Genomic DNA, 23,151 nt, shown 5'->3' on the forward strand with positions numbered 1-23,151 from the left:
TATGATCCCGACGCGAGAGAATTGGGACATGTCGCCCAAAATATTCTTCGGTCAGCCTTCCTCGGGCGAATCGATGACGTCGATGCGTTGGTTCGATCGGATCTGCTTGACCAACGAATCGCTGTCAACGAATCCGTCTGGCACGATGATTTGGCGCAGCTGCGGAAGCTGGACCTGTTGATTGGCGACCAGAGTCTGACAGTCGCTCAGATCCAGCCGCTCCACCTGCAGACCGGACAGGTCGTGAAGAAAGAGAGGGCCCGCTGAGTCGATGGAAAGCGACCTGAACGGAAGAAATCGCAACACGCAGTCATTCGATCCCCAGTCATTCCAGACGACCAATCGGATCGCGGCGTCGCAGCGAAAGTGCAATGACGAACGCTCCGCGTCAAAATTCAATTGAAAGCCGCTATCGTCTGGAAATTCGTTGATATAGCTCAACAATGCCTTCACGACGGGTGTGTAGTCGTCCGCCCCGTAACGGGTTGTATGATCGTAGGCAGCAATGCGTTCGAGCAGGGCACGTCGATTCGGATTCAGTTGATAGGCTTGTTGAAAGCAATGTGTGAGTTGGGAAATCGTAGGACGATCATGCTTGGAAAAATCAAATTCCGGAAACGCTTCGGCAAACAACAAGTAATCGTGCAAACGCGATTGGGGACGCACCGGTGATTGCAATGCACTGTTGAAATTCAATGTGATGCAATCCAAGCTGAACGGTTGCAGCTTCGCATTGTGGCTGTCGGGGTTCAGCTTCAAGGCGGACGCCACCAACTTGCGAGCTTCGCGGACGGTTTCCACGGGGTTGAGATAGATACCAAGCTTTTTGACTTCGCTTGCCGACGTGGCGAGGTCCTTGGCGAGGGCTTCAAGCTGTTGCTCGGAACGCTCTCTTTCGTCCTGATAGATTAACTTGGCGGCGTCGGCTTGGCTTGCGAAGTGCGATGCCCGAGCACGCTGTTGTCGGACGCGTTGAACGGACAGAACACCCAGCACCGAAATCGCCACGATGGCGACCATGCTGACCAAAACGGGGACTTGGTTGCGTGCGACGAACAGCCGAGCTTCTCGAATAAAGCTTGGCTTCTCGGCCAGTGTGGAATAGCCACCCAGGAACTTTGCGATTTCTTGCCGCAGTTCGACGACGCTTGCGTAGCGGTCGTCCGGATCGGGTGATGTCGATTTCAAGACCACCGCTTCCAACGCCTCGGGGATATTGCGTTCCGGATACTTCTTTCGCAGTGATCCGATTTCCGCCCGTTTCGTGGCATCGATTCTTTCGTCCACCGTACCGCAGAAGGGAGCTTGGCCAGTCAAATTTTGATGCAGCACACACCCGAGTGCGAATAGATCGCTGCGAAAATCTTTCGTTGCACCCGGGATCAATTGCTCAGGTGCCATGTAGCCCAGGCTGCCCTTGATTTGTCCGACCAGCGTTGTGTTGCCCAGCGGTGAAAGGGAGGGTGGAAAACCGTTTTCGCCTTCTTCGGTTTCACCCATGACTTTTGCCAGGGCCCAATCGCAAACCAAGACCTCGCCAAACTCATCGGCTTGGATGTTTTCCGGCTTCAGGTCCAAGTGCACCACGCCTTTGGAGTGAGCGTAGGCAACGGCGTCGCACACCTTGACGAATACGTCTAGCAATTCGCGTTGCGGGGAGGGTTCGACGCCGGTGGATCGATCAGCGAGCGTGGAATTTCCTTTCAAGTCCATCACGAAATAGGGACGTCCGTCTTCGTCAACGCCGACATCATGCACCTTGATGATGTTGGGATGATTCAACGACGCGGTCAGCCATGCTTCGTGAATGAACCAGTCATAGAATTCCGGACCGCGGTCGGATCGCAATCGGGCCATCGCAACCCACGACTTGGTTCGTCGATTGAACGTTTTGTAGACATCCTTCACCGCTCCGCTGCCTAGCAACACGGCATCGTCGTAGTGATCTTCCATCGCCGATAGTTCGGTGTACGACGGGCACAAGGTTTCCAAACCGTCGCCGGAGAGATTCACTGCCTCGCGAAAAGCCGAATGCAATCGATAGTCGGGGCGGTAAGGTGGATCGCTGTCAGGTGGGAGCTTCGTCAAGTTTCATTTCCGTCTCGAGTGCACGGATTTCAACGTACAGGCGTTTCTTGACTCGTTTGCGAAGCGTGTAAACCGAAGCGACGGAGAGTCCCGTTGCTGCGGCAATTTCATCGGCACTTTGGCCATCAAGCCCCCGTTGGAACACCTCGACCGCTTGTCCCTGGAAGACCTCTTGAACTCGTTCCATCGCCATGTTGGCAACGTAGGCTTCCCATTCCATTTCAATGCGTTGATCAATCTCCGCCGGTTGGGCGAACGCGTCGATAGGGGTGGGTTCACCAAAAAGACAGATGCGTGATTCACGATTCTTGCGTTTACGAAAATGCGCCATGGCGGCGTTTCGAATGACCGTACTCAACCACGTGCGAAAACGCGATTGGCCAGAATCGTAGGAACGGAGATCGCGCGTGAGCGACAGCCAAATCTGTTGGGCAACATCATCGATGTCATTGTCATCGACGCCCAATTCGTTGAGGATATAGAGGATGAATCGACGGTAGTGATCAAACAGTTGCTCCCAAGCTTGCGCGTCTCCAGCATCGCAGGCGTGTCGCAGCAGCGAGTGGCTTGTTTCACCAGGAAGATTCATTGACTTGCGATGTCGTTGTTGATGCGAAAATCGGATTGGGGATGTTCGATGCCAAACGGTCACGGACGAATGGTTGCATCATAGTGGCACCGTATCTGAAACACGCGCATCGCAAGATAAGACACACCGATTTTCCGTTGGGCAGATCCCATGCCAGCGCCGCGAGAGTCATTTCCGCATCGAACGCGATCGTTTGCAATCCCGCTGGTACGCTCGGTTTCATCAGCCACCTCGTTGTGTGCAGGTTGCACGGGGCGTTTGGTGTCGGCAACAGAGTCGCGCGAAATATCCGATGTGTTTCCGAGGATTTGAGCAGATCTGCGACGCCTCGTCCTCGCCCGTCATAGCAACGGCGTGTTAGGATTATCGTGCTATTCAAACGATTGTCGTTCTGGCCGTACGGCTTGCAGCTTAAGGAATGTGGATTGATGACGCCTCGTCAGGCTTTTGCCGACATTTTTGACGCCATGAATGCGGCCGTGATCGGCCAAGAAGAAGTGGTTCGGCGCATTTTGATCGCCATCTTGGCCGATGGTCACGTCTTGATGGAAGGGTTTCCCGGGACCGCGAAAACGCGATCGGTCAAAACGTTGTCCAAGTTGGTCGACAGCGAATTCGGGCGAATTCAATTCACGCCTGACCTGTTGCCTTCGGACGTCACGGGCGCGGAAATCTATCGTGAACAGACCGGTGAATTTGTTTTTCAGAACGGTCCGATCTTTGGCAACCTGATTCTGGCGGACGAGATCAATCGGGCGCCGGCAAAGGTCCAAGCGGCATTGTTGGAAGCGATGGAAGAACGGCAGGTCACGGTGGCTTCGCAAACCCATCCCTTGCCTGGGCTGTTCATGGTTTTGGCGACGCAGAACCCGATTGAACAAGAAGGCACGTACCCATTGCCCGAAGCCCAGATGGACCGATTCTTGCTTTATGTGCGAGTGGACTATCCGCAAAGCGAAGACGAAACGGCGATCCTGCGATTGGTTCGTGGCGAAAAGTCGGGCGATGGCAAAGCGCCGCCGCCGCCGATTTCGCAAGATGTCGTGTTCGCCGCTCGCAAAGAGGTCAACGCGGTGACGGTCGCGGAACCGGCGGAAAAGTACATCGTCGATCTTGTCATGGCGACACGCCAACCCGATCGGTTTGAAGGGGACTTGCCACGCTGGATTCGGCTGGGTTCCAGCCCGCGTGGAACCATCGCGTTGGATGCGGCCGCCAGGGCGCACGCTTGGCTGGCAGGACAAGATTTCGTGTCGCCCGACGACGTTCGCGCCGTGGCACCGGCATGCCTTGCACACCGAGTCCATTTGACCTACGAAGCGGAAGCCGCCGGCGTGACGCGTCCTCAGGTGATCGAGGCGCTGTTGAAACAAGTCGTCGCGGTTTAATCGTTCGGGGGCAAGCAAAGGCAACCATGGTGAACGATGCGCGAACCACCGTCAGTTTGGACGAACTGATGCAGCTGAAGGCCGACGCCCGAGGGTTTACGTTTTCTCAAACCCAGCCGGCCGGTTCCTTGTTGGCGGGGCGTCATTCGTCACGGATTCGTGGACGCGGTTTGGCGTTCGAAGAACTGCGGCACTATCAACAAGGCGACGACATTCGGCTGATCGATTGGAAAGCGACCGCTCGGATGCGTTCGGCCCAGGTCCGTGTGTACACCGAGGAACGCGAACGACCGACGTTGGTGTTGGTGGACCAGCGGCGACCGATGTTCTTTGGAAGCCGGCGAACGGTAAAATCCGTTGTGGCCGCGGAGATGGCCGCGTTGGCGTCGTGGAAGACGCTTGACAGTGGCGATCGCGTCGGTGGTTTGGTGTTCAACGAAGACCAGATCGTCGAAGTGCGTCCGCACCGCAGCGAATCGCGTTTGTTCCAGCTGTTCGGGCAAGTCGTTTCGATGAACCAGAGGCTTGCCGACGATGGCGATGAAATGCCGAGTGCTGCGGATCAGGTTTCCATCAATGATGTGCTGCGAAAGGCGTGTCAGTTGGCCAAGCATGATCACCTGGTGTTTTTGATCAGTGATTTAGACGGTGCGGACGACCAGACGCGCAGGCTGGCGACCGAATTGGCTTCGCACAACGATGTCATTGTCATCGCCGTCTATGATCCACTGGGAATTCGGCTGACGGGTGCACCTGGGATGTTGGCCAGTGATCGTGGTACGGTTTGGCAGATTCCCGAAGGCCAACGGTTTCACGACGATTTCCGCGAAGCGTTTCAACGTTTGTTGGATCATTGGCGTGACGTTTTCCGATCGCTGCGGATCCCGATCGTTCCGATTTGCACCGCCGATGATGTTGCCGGCCAAGTGCGGGCGATGTTCGGCAGCCGAGGGTACTGATGAACGAAACGTCCACCAGTCTGGATCGCATGCACGACATCCTGCAGCCGGCTGATGTGCCTTGGTGGCCACCGGCACCGGGATGGTACGTCGTCATGGCCTTGATGTCGGCGATCATCGTTTGGGCGATGTTCCGTTGGTGGCAACGGTATCAAGCCGACGCGTATCGACGATCCGCATTGGCGGAACTGAATCATGCGTCAACGGTTGCGGATGTTTCCGCCGTGCTGCGTCGTGCCGCGTTGGCGGTGAATGATCGAACATTGATCGCGGGGCTGTCGGGGACCAACTGGGCACAGTGGCTGGCCGATTCGGCCCCGGTTGCGATGCCGCAGGTGGTCCGAGTCGCGTTGACTCAGGGGATCTACGGCCGGGAATCCGGATCAGACGATGCATTGACGGCGTCGGTGCACTACGCGGAAGATTGGGTCCGTCAGCATACCGCGGTGTCGTCCGCTTCCATGTCGAAGCGTGCCCGGGCGACTCCATTCGATGGAGGGCGCTGACATGTTGTCATGGATGTATCCGTGGGTGTTCTTGCTGTGGCCGCTTCCGTGGCTGGTTCGCCGGCTGTTTCCTCCGGTGAAGACGGTGGTAACCACAGTGAATGTTCCGTTCGGCCGGCGGTTGCAGGAAGCCAACGCTTCGACATCCGCTGGTTCGGTGGACACATGGGGGTGGCCGCGTTGGTTGGTGGCGGTTTCGGTTTGGACGCTGGTGCTGGCGGCCACGGCACGTCCGCAATGGATTTTACCGCCGATCGAAAAAGATCTTCCGGTGCGTGATCTCTTGCTGTTGGTCGATTTGTCGGGATCGATGCAGCAGGAAGACTTTGTCAATGCGACCGGCAAGAAGGTCGATCGTTTGACAGCGGTCAAAGAAGTCTTGGGCGACTTCTTGATGCGACGCAAAGGTGACCGTGTTGGGTTAGTGGTCTTTGGTGACGCAGCTTATCTGCAGGCACCGTTCAGCATCGACTTGGAACTATCGCGACAGTTGCTTGACGAGTGCCAAGTCGGGATGGCGGGGCCACGCACGGCGCTGGGTGATGCGATCGGGTTGGGCGTTCATTTGTTTGATGATAGCGATGCAGCGGCAAAGACCATGATCGCTTTGACCGACGGGAACGATACGAAAAGCCGGGTGCCGCCGGTCGAAGCGGCGCGAGTGGCGAAGCAGCGCGACATCAAAATCTACACCGTTGCGATCGGCGATCCGACGACGGTGGGTGAAGACAAGCTGGACGAGCAGGCACTGCGTGACGTCGCATCGGCAACCGGTGGCGATTACTTCTTCGCTGCTGATCGAACGAATCTGGAATCGATCTATGAAAAGCTGGATCAGATCGAAGTCCGAAAGGTCCGCACGGTCAGCCACAAACCGCGTGTCGATGTCTATTTCGCTGCGGTGGCGGTCGCCTTGCTGATCTTGTTGATCGATCGATTGGTTCGGGCGATGGCGGCGGCGCGACAAACAACGCTGCAACAGGATGCACCGACGATTCGTGTCGATGCGATGACCGGCAAGTTGGAGGTGTCCCAATGATTGCGGCTTGGACCGATTTTCATTTCATTCGACCCTGGGCATTGATGGCCATCCCTTTGGCACTGGCCATCGGTTGGTATTTCCAGCGGTCGGCCGATCCGCTGCGGGGCTGGCGGCAACAAATGGACCGTGGGTTGTTGGATGCGTTGACCCAGAACCAACATGACGTTGCATCGTGGCGACGATATGGATGGCTTGTTATCGCAATCGTCGCATCGCTGGCAGTTGCCGGACCCACTTGGCAACGGATGGCGAACCCATTTGCCAAGGACGCACCGCCGCTGGTGATTCTGTTGTCAGCCAGCGACAGCATGGCGGCGATCGATGTGTCGCCCAATCCGCTGGACCGTGCGAAGATCAAGATCGACGATTTGGCCAATCGCCGCGCCGGTGATCCGCTGGGGCTGATTGCTTACGCCGGATCGGCCCATGTCGTCTTGCCCCCGACCGAAGACACCGCGGTGGTTTCCGATATGGCCGCAGAGGTGTCGCCGGACATCATGCCGGTCCCGGGGAATCGCTTGGATCTGGCGATTCCAGCCGCCGTGGAATTGCTGAACGCTTTTGACGGTGCGGGATCGCTGCTTGTGGTTGCCGATCGAATCGACGTCGACCCTCAAGCCGTTGCCGAATCGCACCAGAAAGCGGGCCGGCCGCTGATCCAGTTTCTGGCGATGTCACCGCCGGGAACCGCTGCCGATCCGTCGATCAAGGACGTCGCCAAAGCATTGAGGGCGACGGTGCAGGTCGATTCTGTCGACGATTCGGACATCGACGCGGTCATCGCGCAATCCAACCGACGATCGGCCGCGACCACCGATGGCCAGACCGAACGTTGGGAAGAATTCGGATACTGGTTGACGCCAGTGATCACGTTGATGGTGGCTTTGGGTTTTCGGCGTCAACAAGCGGCGGGGCGTTGAATCATGGTGCGATGGACATTGATGGTTTTTGCGGGGTTCCTTGGGTCGTCTTGGTTTTTGACCCGGGATCAGCAGGGCCAACGTTTGATGAAAGACAAGAAGTATTCGGTGGCTGCGGAAACCTTTGACGATCCCATGCGTTCGGGCGTCGCTTGGTACCGTGCCGGCGAATTCGAGAAAGCGGTTCAAGCGTTCGCGCGTGTCCGGTCGCCTGAATCCGCCTACAACCGCGGCAATGCTTGGATGCTGTTGGGCAAGTACGACAAGGCAATCGCGTCTTATCAGGAAGCGATCGAACAACGCCCGGATTGGAAAGAAGCCAACGACAACCTGAACATCGCCGAAGCACGCCTGAAGATGACCGATGCGCCCGGCGGTGACATGGGCGACCAGCGTTTGGGGGCGGATAAGATTGTCTTTGACAAAAAGAAGTCCAACGATGGCCAAGACACCGAAGTGGCCGGAAGCCGTGCGACCACCGATGCGAATGTGCAAGCCATCTGGTTGCGACAGGTGCAGACACAGCCCGCGGATTTCTTGAAATCCAAGTTCGCTTATCAACAGGCGTTACGATCGGAGGAGCCATCACCGTGATCCCCAACAGCGTCATTCTTGGTCGCGATTGGCTCGGGTTCACTGCTTTCGCCGCACTCGCCGTGACGGGCCAGTCGTGCGCTTCACAAGACTCGCAGGCGAAAAGTGAATCTGAATCGGTCGTCGTCCACGTACAGACCGATGCACCCGAGCCGAAAGCGTGGGTCGGCCAACGGTTGCCGTTCTTTGTGAAGCTGAAGGCACCGGGGCCGTTCGTTGGTGCGGCCGGGTTTTCCGTCCCCAGCGTTGCACGTGCGTTCATCGTTAAAGTAGGCAGTCCCGTGGTGTCATCGGAAACCGGTGATGACGACCAGGACTGGACGGTCCAGACGCATGAGTTCGCGTTGTTTTCCCAAGCGACGGGGACCGTATCGATTCCCGATATTCAGGTACGATTCAGTTGCCGAAACGGATACACCGGACCGGTCAGCGACCACGTCGAAACATCGCGCGGGATCGATGTCCAGATTCAAACGCCGGACGATTACGACCCCGATGTCTTTATCGTTTCCACCCGTCGCTTGGAAGTCAGCCAGTCTTGGGATCCGCCGCCGGGCGACATTCGGCAAGGCGATCTGATTCGTCGAACGATTCAACAGAGTGCCGATGACGTCGCTGCGATGGCCTTGGCACCGCCGGTGTTGACCGCCCCGGAAAACGTCCGCGTGTACCCGGACGATCCCGCAGTGGACGATGACATGCAGCGCGGCAACTTCACCGGACGTCGCACCGATGTGATCACTTATGTGCCTCGCCAAAGCGTCACGGTCACTTTGCCGGCGGCCAAATACGTTTGGTGGGACCCGGCGCAGAAACAATTCGGTTCGACGACATTGCCGGCGGCCACCTACACCGTTGCAGCCGTCGCGAATGCCACGACCGGTGGCGACGCCGTCAGCGATGAATCGTCCGGCGGTGCGTTCCCACGTTGGTGGGCTTTGGGCCTGATGATCGCGGTGGTCTTGCTTGGCTGCATCGCCGTATTGAAGCGACGGACACTGAAAATCCGCCTGCAACAGTTTTGGTCACGGCTATTTCCGCCGGATCGCGTGGCGGTCGGACGCCTGCGGCGTGCCTGCCGCAACAACGACCCGGTGGCCGCCGAAGCCGCTTGGCAGCAATGGCAAAACACCTTACCTGGCTCGCCGACTGTCACACCCGCATTGCGATCGGCGGTGACCGAACTGCATCGTCGCCGTTATGGAAACGTTGACGATGCGACCTGGGATGGTACCCAACTTAGCCGCGCGGTGGCCGAATACTTGGCTGCAACCAAAGACGACGCCGAAGGCTCGGTTGATGCGTTGCCACCGCTGAATCCGGTCTAGGTGCGGTGTTCGTGGGGCCGACTAGGCTGCTTTTGAAAGCGGGATCTCTTCTTCAGCGGCAACGGGTTTGCGTGCGAACCGCCGCAGCACCACATAGAACACCGGCGTCAGGAACAATCCAAAGATTGTCACGCCCAACATGCCGCTGAAGACGGCCGTGCCCAGCACACGCCGCATTTCGAATCCGGCACCGGTGGCGATCAACAGCGGTATCACGCCCAAGATGAATGAAAATGCGGTCATCAGGATGGGACGCAGCCGCATTCGACAGGCATCCACCGCGGCTTGGAAACGGTCCTTGCCGGCGTCTTCTTCCGCCTTGGCAAACTCCACGATCAGAATGGCATTCTTACAGGCCAGGCCGACCAGAACGATGAAGCCAATCTGGGTCAAGATGTTGTTGTCCATTCCTCGCATCCAGATGCCGACCACCGCGAACAGCAAGCACAACGGCACGATCAAGATGATGGCCAGGGGCAATAGCCAGCTTTCGTATTGGGCGGCCAGTGTCAAGAAGACGAACAGCACGGCCAGCGGGAACAGATAGACGATCGTGTTGCCGGCCTGCTTTTCCTGGTACGCGATTTCCGTCCACGCATAACCAAATCCGGGTGGCAGTTTGGCTGCGGCGATATCCTCCATCGCGGTCAAAGCTTGTCCGGTGCTGAATCCGGGAACGGTCACGCCGTTGATGTCGGCTGCGGGGAACAGATTGAATCGGACCAAACGATCGGGACCCACCACACGTTCGACTTCCACGACCGAGCCCAACGACACCGTCGCGCCCCGTGCGCTTCGGGTACGAAGCCGCAAAATATCCGCCGGATCATCGCGGAATTCAGGTTCGGCCTGTGCCGTCACACGATAGGTGCGTCCCAGGATGTTGAAATCGTTGATGTACGACGACCCCAAGTAGACCTGCAACGCTTCGAAAACGTTGTCGATCGGGATGTCCAACATCTGCGCTTTGGTACGATCGACTTCGGCGCGGATTTGCGGAACGCCCAAGCGATAGTTCGAAAAGACCTGCAGCAAACCCGGATGCCCATTGGCGTCGGCCACCATTGATTGATTCACCTGCTCCAGGGCTTCCAGACCCGCGCCGCTTTGGTCTTGTATGTACATCTTGAATCCGCCGCCACGACCGATACCACGCACCGGGGGCGGAGGAATGATGTAGATCATTGCCTCGTTGATCGCCGAAACCTTCTTCCGCATGTCTGTAGCGATGGCTTCGGCGGTGCGCCCACGCGCTGCGCGATCTTTCGAATCCTCCAGCGGCAGGAAAGTCACCGCGGCATTGGGGCTGATCGTGAATGTTGACCCGTTCAGCCCGACGATGCCGACCGCGTGCGCCACGCCATCAATACCTTTACCGATTTCCGCGACCTGCTGTGTGATCTTGTCCGTCCGCGCCAGCGATGCACCGTCGGGCAAGTTGATGCTGACGATCAGATAGCCTTGATCCTGTTGCGGGATGAAGCCGGATGGCACCAGCGAAAAACTGTATCCGGTTGCAACCAAAAGGCCGCCGTACAAGACCAGCGAAACGAAGGCGGTACGGACCAAACGCGAAACGATGGCTGCATACGCATTGCTGGCCACATCAAAGGTCGCGTTGAACCAGCGAGCCGGAGCCGAAACCACCGCCGAAAACCAGCGGCCGATTCGAGTCTTTCGCACACGCGGGGAATCTTCGTTGGGCTTCAACAGCAACGCACATAACGCCGGCGTCAATGTCAGCGAAACGAACGTGGAAATGGCCGTGCTAATGGAAATCGTCAACGCGAACTGCTGATAGAACTGACCGCTGATGCTGGGGATGAAGATGGTCGGCACGAACACCGCGATCAACACTAACGTTGTCGCGATCAGAGCGGAACCCACCTCGTCCATCGCACGGTGCGCCGCTTCACGAGGCGACATGCCTTCGCGGATCAGTCGTTCGACGTTTTCCACCACCACGATCGCGTCGTCGACGACGATTCCAATGGCCAGCACCAAGCCAAACAATGACAGCGTGTTCAGCGTGACGCCCAATAACTGCATCGCGGCAAACGTACCGACCAATGAAATCGGGATCGCGACGACTGGGATGATCGTCGGACGGAAATGATGCAGGAAAACGAATACCGTCAGCACCACCAAAATCGTGGTGATGAATAGTGTTTGAAAGACTTCGCTGATCGAATCTTCGACGTATTGGGTCGGGTTGTACGCGATACGGTATTCCACGCCCTCGGGAAAGTCCTGGCTTAGGCCATCCATCGTTTTCAGGACTTCCGCCGCGGTGTCGACCGCGTTGGTGCCCGGTCGCTGATAGACCAACACCGCGATCGCCGGCTTTCCGTCCAAGTAGCTCAGTCGCGAATAGTCTTGGGCCCCCAATTCGATCCTGGCGACGTCGCTCAGCCGAGTCACACGACCGTCCTCGCCCCGCTTGACGATGATCTTGCCGAATTCATCGGTGTCTTTCAAACGACCCTGGGTCGTCACATTCAACTGAAACGCGCCCGTGCCGTCGGTCGGCGGTTGGCCGATCACGCCCGCGGCGACTTGGACGTTCTGTTGTCGAATCGCATCCAACACATCGCCTGCGGTCAGGTCGACGTGAGTCATCTTTTCGATGTCCAGCCACACCCGCATCGAATATTCATTGCCGCCGGCAATTCGAATGTCGCCGACACCGTCCAAACGCATCAACGCGTCGCGAACACGCAAGAATGCAAAGTTGCTGATGTACAGGTTGTCGCGACTTTCGTCAGGCGACGTCAGGTGGACCACCATCAGCATGTCGGGGATCTGTTTTCGCGTCGTCACGCCGATTTGGCGCACGGTTTCCGGCAAACGTGCTTCGGCGATCGCCACGCGGTTTTGGACCAGCACCTGCGCGTCGTCCAAGTCGGTCCCCAACTTGAACGTGACCGTCAGTTGCATGGTACCGTCGGCGCTGGACGACGATTCCATGTACAGCATGTCGTCGACGCCGTTCATTTCCTGTTCGATCGGCGTGGCCACCGTGTTGGCGATGACTTCCGGGGTGGCACCGGGATAGCTTGCACGAACAACGATCGTCGGCGGTGCAACATCGGGATACTGCGAAACCGGCAACGAGAAATACGTGATGCCGCCGACCAACAGAATCAGAAACGAAAGCACCGATGCAAAGATCGGCCGATCGATGAAGAAGTGGGGAAACTTCATTTGGAAACACCCCCGTACATCGCCAAGCCTTCACCCGTTTGGGCATCTTCCGGCAAAGGAGTCGGTTCGGGTGAAATCCACTGATCGGGCGTAAGCGGGTCGCTCTTATCTGGCAGCCCGTCTTCGACCACCATGATTTCAACTTCCTCGACGGCGACCTTCATTTTGGGCCGAACCATCAAAAGTCCTTGGATGACCAAAGCTTCGTCGCCTTGCAAGCCTTCGCGAACGACACGCAAGCCATCGGCGATCGGACCTGTGTCGATTGGTCGCCGCTCGATCTTGCCATCGACCACGACGTACACGAATTGGCTGGACTGGTCCGTACCGATTGCGGAATCGGGGATCAGGATCGCCTTGTACGATGCACTGCCGGGAATACGCACACGTGCGAACATGCCGGGAACCAGCGTCCCCGATTCGTTGCGAAAGATACTGCGGGCACGAAGTGTTGCCGTGTTGGCATCAAAGCGGTTGTCGACGAAGTCCATATGGCCTCGGTGCGGAAACCCCGTTTCATCGATCAAGCTAAGGTAGGCGGGGTTCTTCGCGACACGTGAACTTTCACGTCGACCTTGTTGGGCCAAGCGGACATACTTCAACACATCTTGCTCGTGCACATCAAAGGTGCAGTAGATCGGGTCCACCGACGTGATCGTGGTCAGCAACGTGGATGTCGAAGTTCCGCCACTGACCAAGTTGCCTTTGGTCACCAATTCGCTACTGATCCGCCCGGTGACCGGTGCATAGATCTGGGTGTACCCGAGATTCAACCGAGCCGTTTCCACACCCGCTTTGGCGGATTCCACCGACGCCGTGGCAGTGGCGATCGCGGCCTCGGCCGAACTGATTCCCGCTTCGCTGCCCTGGACATCGGCTTCGGCCTGCAGAAACTCGGCTTCACGTTGGTCGACCTCTTCCTGTGAAACCGCATTCTGTCTCTTCAGACTGCGGGCGCGATCGACTCGTGCGGATGCCAATGACAGTTGTGCATCCGATTGGCGTTTCAGTGCTTGGGCTTCTTTCAGTCCCGCTTTTGCTTGCTGCAGTTGCGATTCGGATTCCTGCAATGCCGCCCTGGCGCGACTCAGTTCGGCCTTGAAAGGGCGAGGATCGATGACGAACAGCAGGTCGCCTTCGTTGACGATTTGCCCCTCGTCGAAGTGAATTGATTCCAAGTAGCCGCCGACACGGGCGCGGATCTCAACAAAATTGGTGGCTTCCAGCCGGCCGGTGTATGCGTCCCATTCGACAATCGGTCGTACGACCGGCTTTGCCACGGTCACCGTCGGTGGGGGCATCTCACCCGCCGTCTGTTGCTCGGGCTTGCACCCGAGTGACGCCAATATCGTGATGCCCAGCGATAGGGCCAGCGTTCCGGTGTAGGTAGGTTTCATGATGGTTGAATTCAAAACACGATTCTCGCGTTGAACTTGAATAACGTGGGACCGAATCCCAGGAACATTCACAGGCGACCAAAATGTCGCAGGCTAGGTTCGGTGTAATAGAGTTGCCGGACGTGAATCCGCCAAAATGGGCGGTCAGACAAGGGTCCACCCCACTTGTGGCGGCAGGCGTCCCCGTAAAGATGACCGGAAAATAGTTGTCGCATCAACTATTTGCCGGTACTGTATTTTTACTCAAGGGAGACGACAAGATGAAAGCTGGCGGACTACAGCGTGAATTGAAGCGGAAGACTCCGTTTGATTCTGCACAACAAGAGGCCAATCTGAATGTCATTCGGACGGCCGACCAGATGATCAATCGTTGTGGCAAATTCTTTCGCGATTACGGTTTGACCACTTCGCAGTACAACGTGCTTCGGATTTTGCGGAACGAGGGTGCCGCACTTCCCTCGCTGGAGATCGGGCAGCGGATGGTCCAAACCGTTCCGGCGATCACGGGGTTGATCGATCGGCTGGAAAAACAAGATTTGGTCGTTCGGCGTCGCTGTGATCAGGACCGTCGGGTGGTCTATGTCCAGATCACCGCGGCCGGTAAGCGGTTGCTACGAAAGATCGATGCGCCGCTGATCGACTTGCATCACCAAATCAGCGGCACTCTGACGAAGGCCGAACTCAAGCAAGTCAGCCGTTTGATGGAAAAGGTTCGCGCCGCCCTGGAAGCATCTGACCAGTGATCGGTGAAAAAACGGCGTTACGTGATTGAGAAGCCTTTGTTCAGTCGTCCAAAGTGACCTCGGCACAGGTTTCTTCGCTTTCCCAAAGTCGCACCATGTAGGCCGACGCTCCGGTACCGTCCAGGATCTTGGGGCAAACCTGTTCCAACAAGTACTTGGCCATGTTTTCCGCGGTCGGGTTGTACGGCAATTCGTAGATCCGGTGCGGCTTGGACGATCGAATCGCCTGCAATGCGTTCTCGTCTTGGTCCCACAACACGAACGCGTGATCCCAGTTGTCGTCCAACCAACCCTTGCAGACATTCTTGAGCGCCTTGAAATCCATGATCCGGCCGATCGAATCTTGTTCTTCGCCCGTCAAATGAAATTCGACGACGTAATTGTGGCCGTGCAGGTTTTGGCATTTCCCTTCGTGCCCCAGCAATCGGTGTCCGGCACAAAAGGTGAATCGTCGGCTGATGCGGATCGCCACGGGCTTGAATCGGGGGTAAAAGTGGAATCGGGAATCGTTCCGACGCGAATTGCGGAACGCGGAAAACTGTAGAAAATCATGTCACCTCGGTGGCCGGTCCGTCGAGTGGGGTGGACGTCGAACGATGCACCTTGATCAAAGTTCAAGCAATGCTGTGGGCCGGGTGGGGGCGACGTTGATACCATAGCCGGCGGTCAAAAACGTCCGCGATCATTGCCCCGAATCATTGACTTTGGTCGCCGCGTCGGGTGTTTTGGTAACGGTGATTGTCGCTCCCAAAAATTTGACCGATGAGTCCCACGTGTTGTCCACGGCACGTTTCAAACCTTTTGCGAAGCAAGACGCATGACGGACCCCAAGGACGGTCACGACGACGAGCTGGACCCCGAATCGTCGGCTTCGCCGTTGCCCGAGCAGGATCAGGATTCCCCGGTTCCGGCCAAAGACATGGCTTCGCAGGGCGACCTCGAAGATGGCGACCAATTGGTCGCTGATGTGTCCGGCGGGCAAACCGAAGACCTGCCAACAGAGGAAGCGGCTGGCGACCAGAGCGTTGCCGGATTCGAACTGACGTCCGACGATGAAGTGACTGCTGACGATGAAGTGACTGCTGACGATGAAGTGACTGCTGACGATGAAGTGACTGCTGACGATGAAGTGACTGCTGACGATGAAGTGACTGCCGACGACGGGCACGAAGCCGATGACGAGATGGAGGAGGAGTTTTCGCTGGAAGACTTGGGTGCCGCCTACGCCAAAGCGGCGGCGGCACACGACCCCGACGCCTTTGTCGATCCTGAAACTCTGGAATCCGATCCCGACGATGACGCGATCGATGGCGGTGAAGTCGAAACCACCGATGAAGAATCCGGACCCGCGGATTCCGCTGGCGATTCCCAGGACTTTGCGGATCCGGTCACCCCGGAATCCATCGTCGAAGCCGTCTTGTTTGTCGGGCACCCCAAGAACGAACCGGTCACGTTGGAGCGGATCGCGTCCCTGATGCGCGACTTTACCCCCGACGAAGTTCGCGAGGTGATCGACCGGCTGAATCAGTCCTATCGTGATGCGGGCCAGGCTTTGCGGGTTGTTCCCGATCAGCACGGATTCAAGCTGACGATTGCACCGGAGGTGGAAACGGTTCGCCGATCATTCCTGGGAAAAGTTCGCGAAGCGCGATTGAATCAAGCGATGATCGAAGTATTGGCGTTGGTCGCCTATCAACCGGGAATTTCCGTCCACAAGGTCAACGACCAAAGGGGCAAAGATTCGGGCGCGCTTCTGAACCAATTGGTCCGACGACGGTTGCTGGAATTGACCCGAGCCCGCGACGAGGAAACAGGAAAGATGACCAATTTCTACCAGCCGACCGAGCGGATGATGGTGCTGTTCGGCTTGGAAAGCCTGGAAGACTTGCCGCATGTTGAAGAAGGCTTTGCCAGCTAACAGCTTTGCCAGCTAACAGCTTTGCCAGCTAACAGCTTTGCCAACTAACCATGAGCGTGTCCGGTAGGACCAGAGGCTTTCAGTCGCTTTCGCATTCGGCGTCATCGTCCTGGGACCGCGGTCCGGTGAACTTCGCCACGGTACGCAGCAGCGCTTGCGCGTCGATCGGTTTGCTTAGATAGTCATCGCAACCAAACTGCAGCGACTTTCGCATGTCACCCTGCATCGCGTCGGCGGTCAGTGCGATGATGGGCCGATCGAATCCCATTTCTCGCAAACGTCGCGCGGTTTGGTATCCGTCCAGACGCGGCATCTGCATGTCCAACAAGATTAGGTCGGGCAGCGGCCCCTGTTCCATCAATGATTCGACCAATTCCACGGCTTCCTGGCCGTCTTCGGCTTCGCGAACGGTCGCGCCACACCGGGTCAGCAAACGCCGGCTGAGGTATCGAATGTCGCGACGATCATCCACGACCAAGACATAGCAATCCAGTTCCGGTGGCGCGTCGTCCTTTTCTTCCAACACCGCTTGCTGGGCGACGTCACGGCCATCGATCCAAGGGACATCGTCAACGTCGCCGATCGCAACGGTGCACACAAAGGTGCTGCCTTTTTCAATCTCCGAATCGACTTTGATCGTGCCGCCCAAGATCCCGGCCAAACGGCGACTGATGGTCAGACCCAGGCCGGTCCCGCCGAATTGACGATTGACCGACGCGTCGCCTTGAGTGAACGGGCGAAACAGTTTCTGTAGCTGTTCATCGGACATCCCGATGCCGGAGTCCTCGATTTCGATCTGCAGCAAGTCTTCACCGGATTCGTCGTGGCTGACGGCGATTTCGACGCCGCCCTCCTGGGTGAACTTGATCGCATTGCCGACCAGATTGATCAGCACTTGTTTCAGTCGCCGCGGATCCGATTCGATCTTCTCGGGAACTTTGCCGTCATAGCGGACGTCCAGAGACAGCCCCTTTTCCTTGGCGCGGACGTTCATGATGGAACGCACGTCTTCGATCAGATGCACGACGGAGAATTTCTCCCGGCTGACTTCCATTTTGCCGGCTTCGATCTTCGACAAGTCAAGAATGTCGTTGATGATGTCCAACAGGAAGTTGCCGTTGCGAACAATCGTGCCCAGCAATTCATCCAATTCGTCGCTATCGGATTGCTGGCGTGCCAGGTCTGCGTAACCCAAGATCGCCGTCATGGGAGTGCGAATTTCATGGCTCATGTTGGCAATGAATTCGCTCTTGGCCGCGTTGGCTTGTTCGGCCATGCGACGTGCGTCATGCAGTGACGTTTCGTATTCGTGGCGTTCGGTCACGTCGCTGCCGTTCAGCACGACAAACAAGACTTCGCCTTCCTCGTCCAACGCCGGCGTCAAAACCAGGTCGATGTAGTGCGGTCGGCCGCTTCGATCGAACAGCCGGAATTCTTGGTGGAACGTTTGTCCGCCCAGCACGCTGTGGAATTCTTGGCGCAGCAGCCGGTGGACTTCGACTTGTTGCGACCACCACGGCAGATTCCATAATCGTTTGCCGACGATTTCGTCTTTCCCAAATCCGTAACGTGTCAGCGTCGCATCGTTGATGTCGGTCAGCATGCCGTCGGTGCTGACGATCCCGGTGAAGAAGTACGATTGATCGAACAGCACTCGCAATTTTGCATTGGCTTCCCTTAACACCTGTTCGGCGCGGTAGCGAGCACTAATGTCCACGCCGGATGGGATGACAAATTCGACGTCTCCGGCGGCGTTGCGGACCGGGGCCAACATGAAGTCGATCATCAGTGGTTCGCCGCTGTGATGAAACAGCCCGATGTCGAAGCGAACCGTTTGCCCGGACAACGCCTGTTGGACCGCAAATTCAATCTTTTCGGCGACGTTGGGGTCGTAGTTCCACCACGGCGACGATGCGAACGCTTTGCCGATCACATCATCACGTTGCAGCCCGGCAATGGCCAGCGAACGGTCGTCGACCTCCAATAAAACGCCCTGTGAATCGATCACGCCGACCAGTCCCAACTGGTTGTTGATGACGCGACGCAAATGAGCTTCGCGATCGATCAGTTGGGCTTCGGCATGCGCACGTTCCAGTCGCAAACACAACCGGTTGCAGGTTTCCTGCAACAAGGACGTTTCGTTAGCGGTCCATTGATGGGGCGTCTGTTTGATCGCGGCAATGACGAACTTCAAACCGTTGCTATCGACATAGGACGAATCCACCAGCGATCGGATGTCCAGCGATTCAAAGTGTTCGACCAAGCGGGGATCACGATCGCCGTCGCGGACGTCGTTCAGGACCACTTGTTCGCCATGACGCAGTCGATCGCATTCATCCGGCGTGTGAAAGTCAGAGATGCGGTATTGGCCCACGGCAGATTCATCGAACTCCGCCGGATGCGTCTGGTGGTCGTGGATCACCGTACTGACCAATGCGTCCGGATCCACCTCGGTCAACAAGCATCGCGACAGCCCCAGGTAATCCGCCAAGCGGGCGGTGGTCGCCCGCATCAATTCGGCGGGATCCTGTAGCCGAGTGAATTCCAATTGCAGGGAAGCTTGAAACGCCAAATCCAGTTCGCGCTGTTTCCGGCTGCTAATGTCCGCCGCCACGCCCATCATCGCGCGGGGGTTGCCTTCGCCGTCACGCATCACGACCGCTTGGCCGAACACCCAGACGTATCGTCCGTCACCGCGCAGCATACGAATTTCCACCTCGTACTGTTCCGCGGCGCCCGACAATGCGGCTTCGATCTGCTCGCGCGCCATTGCACGATCGCTTGGATGAATCAAGTCGATGAAACCGTTCAGCGTTTCATCGAACTCGTTATCGCGATAACGCAACGTGTCATACAGCGATCGAGACCAAGTCACACGATCGCTTGCGATGTCCCATTCCCAAGCACCTAGATGACCGGCCTGGAGTGCCAGGTCCAGTTTCCGTTGACCTTCGGCAAGCGCCGTTTCATTGCGTTTGCGTTCGGTGATGTCGGTAACGATGACGTGGCACCCGTCGACGACGCCGGAGCTGTCCCGTTGCGGGACGTAGTTGACTTGATAGTAATTGTCGCTGGTAAACCGATGGCCGGAAAATTGCAGGTCGACGGTATGGGTTTCACCCGCCAAGCCACGAAGCAAATGGGGGCGGACCGTTTCGTAGTTTTCCGGTCCCACCACGTCGATGACTTTTTGACCGATGATGGCCTGGCGGTCTCGGCCGAACTGGTTCGCATAGGCTTTGTTGACAAAGCGATAACGTTCATCGGTGTCGACCAGAATGATCATCGGTGGGATCGCGTCGGTGATCGTCCGCAATTGGTTTTCACGTTCACGCAGTTCACGTTGACGCTCGTGCAATTCCGAAACGTCATGGAACGTGACCACAATGCCGGGTTTTCCGGCAGCCGCGGATTCGTGCAACAACACCCGACGCACAAACCACCGGCCGTTGTCTGCTTCGATTAAATCATCGGTGGGTGGCTTTCCGACCAAAGATCCCACATCCGGAATGTCCGGCATCTGTTGGACTTTGGCCCGGAATCCCAGCAGCGACCGACCGACGTCGCTGGGCAGCAGGTCATAAATCATCCTGGCCGCTTCGGTATAACTGCGGATGACAAAGTCACCGTCCAGGAAGATCGCGGCGATTTGTGAACTGGCCAACAGAGCCTGCAGGTCGTTCTTTGCAGTGGCCAGTTGTTGCAGCGTGGTTTCAACTTCTTCCTTCGAAGCTTCCAATTCTTCGTTCGCTGCCTGCATTTCCTCGTTCAACGAGCGCAGTTCTTCATTGGATGCCGTCAGGTCTTCGTTGGAAGATTCCAGTTGTTGGACGGTCAGTTCCAGTTCCGAACGCGTGCGGTCGACTTCCTGTTCCAGCTGTTCGACCAAGGCATGCGAATCATCTTTGTGCGATGGATGTCCGCTGATTAACGGCCCCATGTCTTCAAAGACCACCATGTACAGATGATCGTCGTCACCGGGCGATGGCATGGGCTGGACCGTCAGCCGAACTGCACGAATCCCGTCGGTTTGACGGATCCGCAGATCCTGGCGCACGACCTTGTCCTTACGCTCGGACGCTTCGCGAAACGCGGTCCGCAATCCATTGCGTAATCCCGTCCGCACCAGCTTGATCGCGTCATTGCGAAATGGGCCACTGGGGATTTCCAAATAGGGATCCAGTTTCGATGAACCGGCGACCATTTGGCCGTCGCCGTTGATGACGATCCAGCGAGGCGAAAATTCGTCGATGATGATGCGTTGGGCGAATCGATCGATATCCGAGTCGGATGCCGGTTGATGATTGTTGTCGGAAATGGCGTTGGACGATGGACTATGGGATATGAATCGAGGCATCGGATCAGCCGAAGCCGGGCGTCGTTGGGAGATTCGCTGGCGTTGATCCACGACGCGGAACAGGTCTTGATGATTGCCCAGACTTTCGCTGGTGCCCAGCAGCAAGAATCCTTTGGGACGCAAAGCGAAATGGAACAGCGGGATGACCTTTTGCTGCAGATGCGGACCGAAATAGATCAGCACGTTGCGGCACGAAATCAAATCAATTCGCGAAAACGGTGGGTCCGCAATCAAGTCGTGATAGGTGAAGACGCACAGGTCACGTAGCAGTTTGTTGACTTCGTAATGGTCGGACTTTTTCGTGAAGTATCGTTGCAGCAACGGGCCGGGGACTTCCGAAGCGATCGACAGGGGATAGTGTCCTTGACGTGCCAGCGCCAGCGATTTGCGGTCGATATCCGTTGCAAAAATCTGAATTTCAAAATCCAGCTGGTGAAGTCGACGGTGTTCGGCCAAGACGATGGCGATCGAATAAGCTTCTTGGCCGCTGGCGCAACCCGGCACCCAAACTCGCAACGTGTTGTCGTTCAATGATTCGACCAGAGCCGGACTGACTTCGTCGCGTAGCACATCGAACGCGTCAGGATCGCGAAAGAACGATGTCACGTTGACCAACAATTCGCGAAACAAGTGGTCCGTTTCGTCTCGATCGGACTGGACCAAGTCCAAATAGGCTTCGGCGTTGGCGACTTTGCGGACTTGCATGCGACGCGCAATCCGTCGCATCACGGTGGATTGTTTGTAGTGACGAAAGTCGTGATCGGTCTGCTTTCGCAAGACTTCGCACAAGTCATCGATGACCTGGCGAATGTCACGAGCCACGACCGCACTTAACCCATCGGTTGACTCCCCGTCCTCGGCATCTGTGTCGGGCAACGAATGGGTGGCCGGACGACAGACCGCTGATGGGACTTCTTTTGCCGCGATTACTTCGTCAGGTCGGAACCGGTCCAAGATACGCTCGACTTTGTCGGCGATCGCCGCTGACTTGGGCGATTCGACCATCGTCGTGTGCCCGGCATCGGACCAATGTGCCAAAGCATCGACACCGTCGTTGCCACGTCCGGACAGCAACACGCCAACCAGTGGTCCTTTCCACATGCATTGCACGGCATCAAAGGATTGGTTGATCGGGTCGTCACATGGATCGCCTGGAACGAAGGCGACGCAATCGTCATCACCGCGGTCGCCCAATGTCACCGGATCGACCGATCGCAACGACTGCAGACGCAAAGGACAGCCCGGCGGCGACAAATAGACCGTGCCAGGACGGACCAAGGTTTCACCGTCGATCAACGCCACCGGAATCGGACAGACGGCTTGCATCCCGGCGACGTCCCAGGGCACCGTGGTGTCCCCCCCACTGATCACCACCAAAAACGTTTCGTGGCACTGTACATCCACCGCCGCCAACATCTCCTTCAGCGAATCAACCGAACCTTCCGCCGCGCCGATGGCGACCAGAGTTCCGTCGACCGATCGGCGAAGCAGGTTTGCGGTTTCGTCGGCTTTGGTCATGGAAGGACGATCGATCCGATCGAGGAAAGGTGGTGGAGAGTCGATGTGCAGGCGTGTCGGACAATCAGCGATGTTGGGAGATGGCTTTTCAAGTTAACTCTTGCGATGCCGCCGTAGCGTATTCAAAAATCCGGGCTGTAATTCAAAACCGTCGCTGGATTTGTGCACTCCATCGTTACGTAACCCGAAGGAATTTGGGCGACCCGAATGATCTGCACAGATTCAATTGGTACACCTGTTTAACTGGTACACCTTGCGCGTTGCCATCCAAGTCGGCGGTGACCACGATCGCGAAACGGATGCCAAAATGGCTGCAAACCCACGCACATTTCTGGTGCGGATTCGTCGGCCGGCACCGCCCAATGGTTCGTCGTTTTGCGGACCGCCCAGTGTATCGGTCGCAGTCGGGAATCGAAGGGTGAAAAGCGATCAAACGCGATCGCCATATTTGCAGCCAACTTGGTCGATCAGCGGCCAGTCCGCATCGCCCCACGGTGCTTGGCTATCTGCTTTGGCAAGCGATCCGATCCGGCTTGTCCGGAAACTAGTCTGGTTGGGGGCCAACGCGTTATCCGCGATGATCGAAAAAACACAGCCTTC

The 23,151-nt window shown here is 57.1% G+C and carries 15 protein-coding genes; 9 read left to right on the forward strand and 6 right to left on the reverse strand.

Annotation, left to right across the window (positions count from 1 at the left end):
- Positions 1 to 51: 51 nt before the first annotated feature.
- Together Mal65_RS12950 and Mal65_RS12955 are read right to left on the reverse strand one after the other, a co-directional pair.
- The gene (locus Mal65_RS12950) at positions 52 to 2,088 is read right to left on the reverse strand and encodes a serine/threonine-protein kinase (RefSeq protein WP_145298198.1); all 2,037 of its coding nucleotides are present in this window, start codon (positions 2,086 to 2,088) and stop codon (positions 52 to 54) included.
- The gene (locus tag Mal65_RS12955) at positions 2,069 to 2,677 is read right to left on the reverse strand and encodes an RNA polymerase sigma factor (RefSeq protein ID WP_145298201.1); all 609 of its coding nucleotides are present in this window, start codon (positions 2,675 to 2,677) and stop codon (positions 2,069 to 2,071) included. The genes Mal65_RS12950 and Mal65_RS12955 overlap by 20 nt, the downstream gene beginning before the upstream one ends.
- A 428-nt stretch (positions 2,678 to 3,105) precedes the next feature.
- On the opposite strand from Mal65_RS12955, the gene Mal65_RS12960 reads away from it, so the two are divergent.
- The 7 genes from Mal65_RS12960 to Mal65_RS12990 all read left to right on the forward strand — a co-directional run bounded on the left by Mal65_RS12960 (position 3,106) and on the right by Mal65_RS12990 (position 9,414).
- Entirely contained in the window at positions 3,106 to 4,065 is a 960-nt protein-coding gene (locus tag Mal65_RS12960) for an AAA family ATPase (RefSeq protein WP_145304881.1), read from the forward strand.
- A gap of 29 nt (positions 4,066 to 4,094) precedes the next feature.
- Positions 4,095 to 5,024 (forward strand): DUF58 domain-containing protein, encoded by a 930-nt coding sequence (locus Mal65_RS12965; protein ID WP_196784803.1) that lies wholly within the window; start codon positions 4,095 to 4,097, stop codon positions 5,022 to 5,024.
- Positions 5,024 to 5,530, forward strand: coding sequence for a DUF4381 domain-containing protein (locus tag Mal65_RS12970; RefSeq protein ID WP_145298207.1), 507 nt, complete (start codon positions 5,024 to 5,026; stop codon positions 5,528 to 5,530). The genes Mal65_RS12965 and Mal65_RS12970 overlap by 1 nt, the downstream gene beginning before the upstream one ends.
- A 1-nt stretch (position 5,531) precedes the next feature.
- Entirely contained in the window at positions 5,532 to 6,569 is a 1,038-nt protein-coding gene (locus Mal65_RS12975) for a VWA domain-containing protein (RefSeq protein ID WP_145298210.1), read from the forward strand.
- On the forward strand, positions 6,566 to 7,492 hold the full coding sequence (locus Mal65_RS12980) for a VWA domain-containing protein (protein WP_145298213.1): 927 nt from the start codon (positions 6,566 to 6,568) through the stop codon (positions 7,490 to 7,492). Before Mal65_RS12975 ends, Mal65_RS12980 begins: the two co-directional genes overlap by 4 nt.
- A gap of 87 nt (positions 7,493 to 7,579) precedes the next feature.
- Positions 7,580 to 8,086: a tetratricopeptide repeat protein gene (locus Mal65_RS12985; protein ID WP_196784804.1), complete on the forward strand. Its 507-nt coding sequence runs from the start codon at positions 7,580 to 7,582 to the stop codon at positions 8,084 to 8,086.
- Positions 8,083 to 9,414 (forward strand): BatD family protein, encoded by a 1,332-nt coding sequence (locus Mal65_RS12990; RefSeq protein WP_165701244.1) that lies wholly within the window; start codon positions 8,083 to 8,085, stop codon positions 9,412 to 9,414. Before Mal65_RS12985 ends, Mal65_RS12990 begins: the two co-directional genes overlap by 4 nt.
- Before the next feature lie 21 nt (positions 9,415 to 9,435).
- Here the strand turns inward: Mal65_RS12990 and Mal65_RS12995 are convergent, their stop codons facing one another.
- Both Mal65_RS12995 and Mal65_RS13000 read right to left on the reverse strand, forming a co-directional pair.
- Positions 9,436 to 12,618 (reverse strand): efflux RND transporter permease subunit, encoded by a 3,183-nt coding sequence (locus Mal65_RS12995; protein ID WP_145298221.1) that lies wholly within the window; start codon positions 12,616 to 12,618, stop codon positions 9,436 to 9,438.
- Complete coding sequence (locus Mal65_RS13000; protein WP_196784805.1) at positions 12,615 to 14,015, reverse strand: efflux RND transporter periplasmic adaptor subunit; 1,401 nt, start codon at positions 14,013 to 14,015, stop codon at positions 12,615 to 12,617. The genes Mal65_RS12995 and Mal65_RS13000 overlap by 4 nt, the downstream gene beginning before the upstream one ends.
- 260 nt (positions 14,016 to 14,275) lie before the next feature.
- Between Mal65_RS13000 and Mal65_RS13005 the strand changes: the two genes are divergently transcribed.
- Positions 14,276 to 14,758, forward strand: coding sequence for a MarR family winged helix-turn-helix transcriptional regulator (locus Mal65_RS13005; protein ID WP_145298224.1), 483 nt, complete (start codon positions 14,276 to 14,278; stop codon positions 14,756 to 14,758).
- 40 nt (positions 14,759 to 14,798) lie between these two features.
- Here the strand turns inward: Mal65_RS13005 and queD are convergent, their stop codons facing one another.
- The gene (gene queD, locus Mal65_RS13010) at positions 14,799 to 15,230 is read right to left on the reverse strand and encodes a 6-carboxytetrahydropterin synthase QueD (RefSeq protein WP_145298227.1); all 432 of its coding nucleotides are present in this window, start codon (positions 15,228 to 15,230) and stop codon (positions 14,799 to 14,801) included.
- Positions 15,231 to 15,575: 345 nt separating this feature from the next.
- Here queD and scpB point away from each other — a divergent pair, with 345 nt between their 5' ends.
- Positions 15,576 to 16,676 carry an SMC-Scp complex subunit ScpB gene (gene scpB / locus Mal65_RS13015; RefSeq protein ID WP_145298230.1) on the forward strand — a complete coding sequence of 367 codons (1,101 nt, stop codon included), beginning with the start codon at positions 15,576 to 15,578 and terminating at the stop codon, positions 16,674 to 16,676.
- A gap of 79 nt (positions 16,677 to 16,755) precedes the next feature.
- Here the strand turns inward: scpB and Mal65_RS13020 are convergent, their stop codons facing one another.
- The gene (locus Mal65_RS13020; protein ID WP_145298233.1) at positions 16,756 to 22,551 is read right to left on the reverse strand and encodes a CheR family methyltransferase; all 5,796 of its coding nucleotides are present in this window, start codon (positions 22,549 to 22,551) and stop codon (positions 16,756 to 16,758) included.
- Positions 22,552 to 23,151: the final 600 nt, after the last annotated feature.

Source organism: Crateriforma conspicua (assembly GCF_007752935.1).
GTDB lineage: Bacteria > Planctomycetota > Planctomycetia > Pirellulales > Pirellulaceae > Crateriforma > Crateriforma conspicua.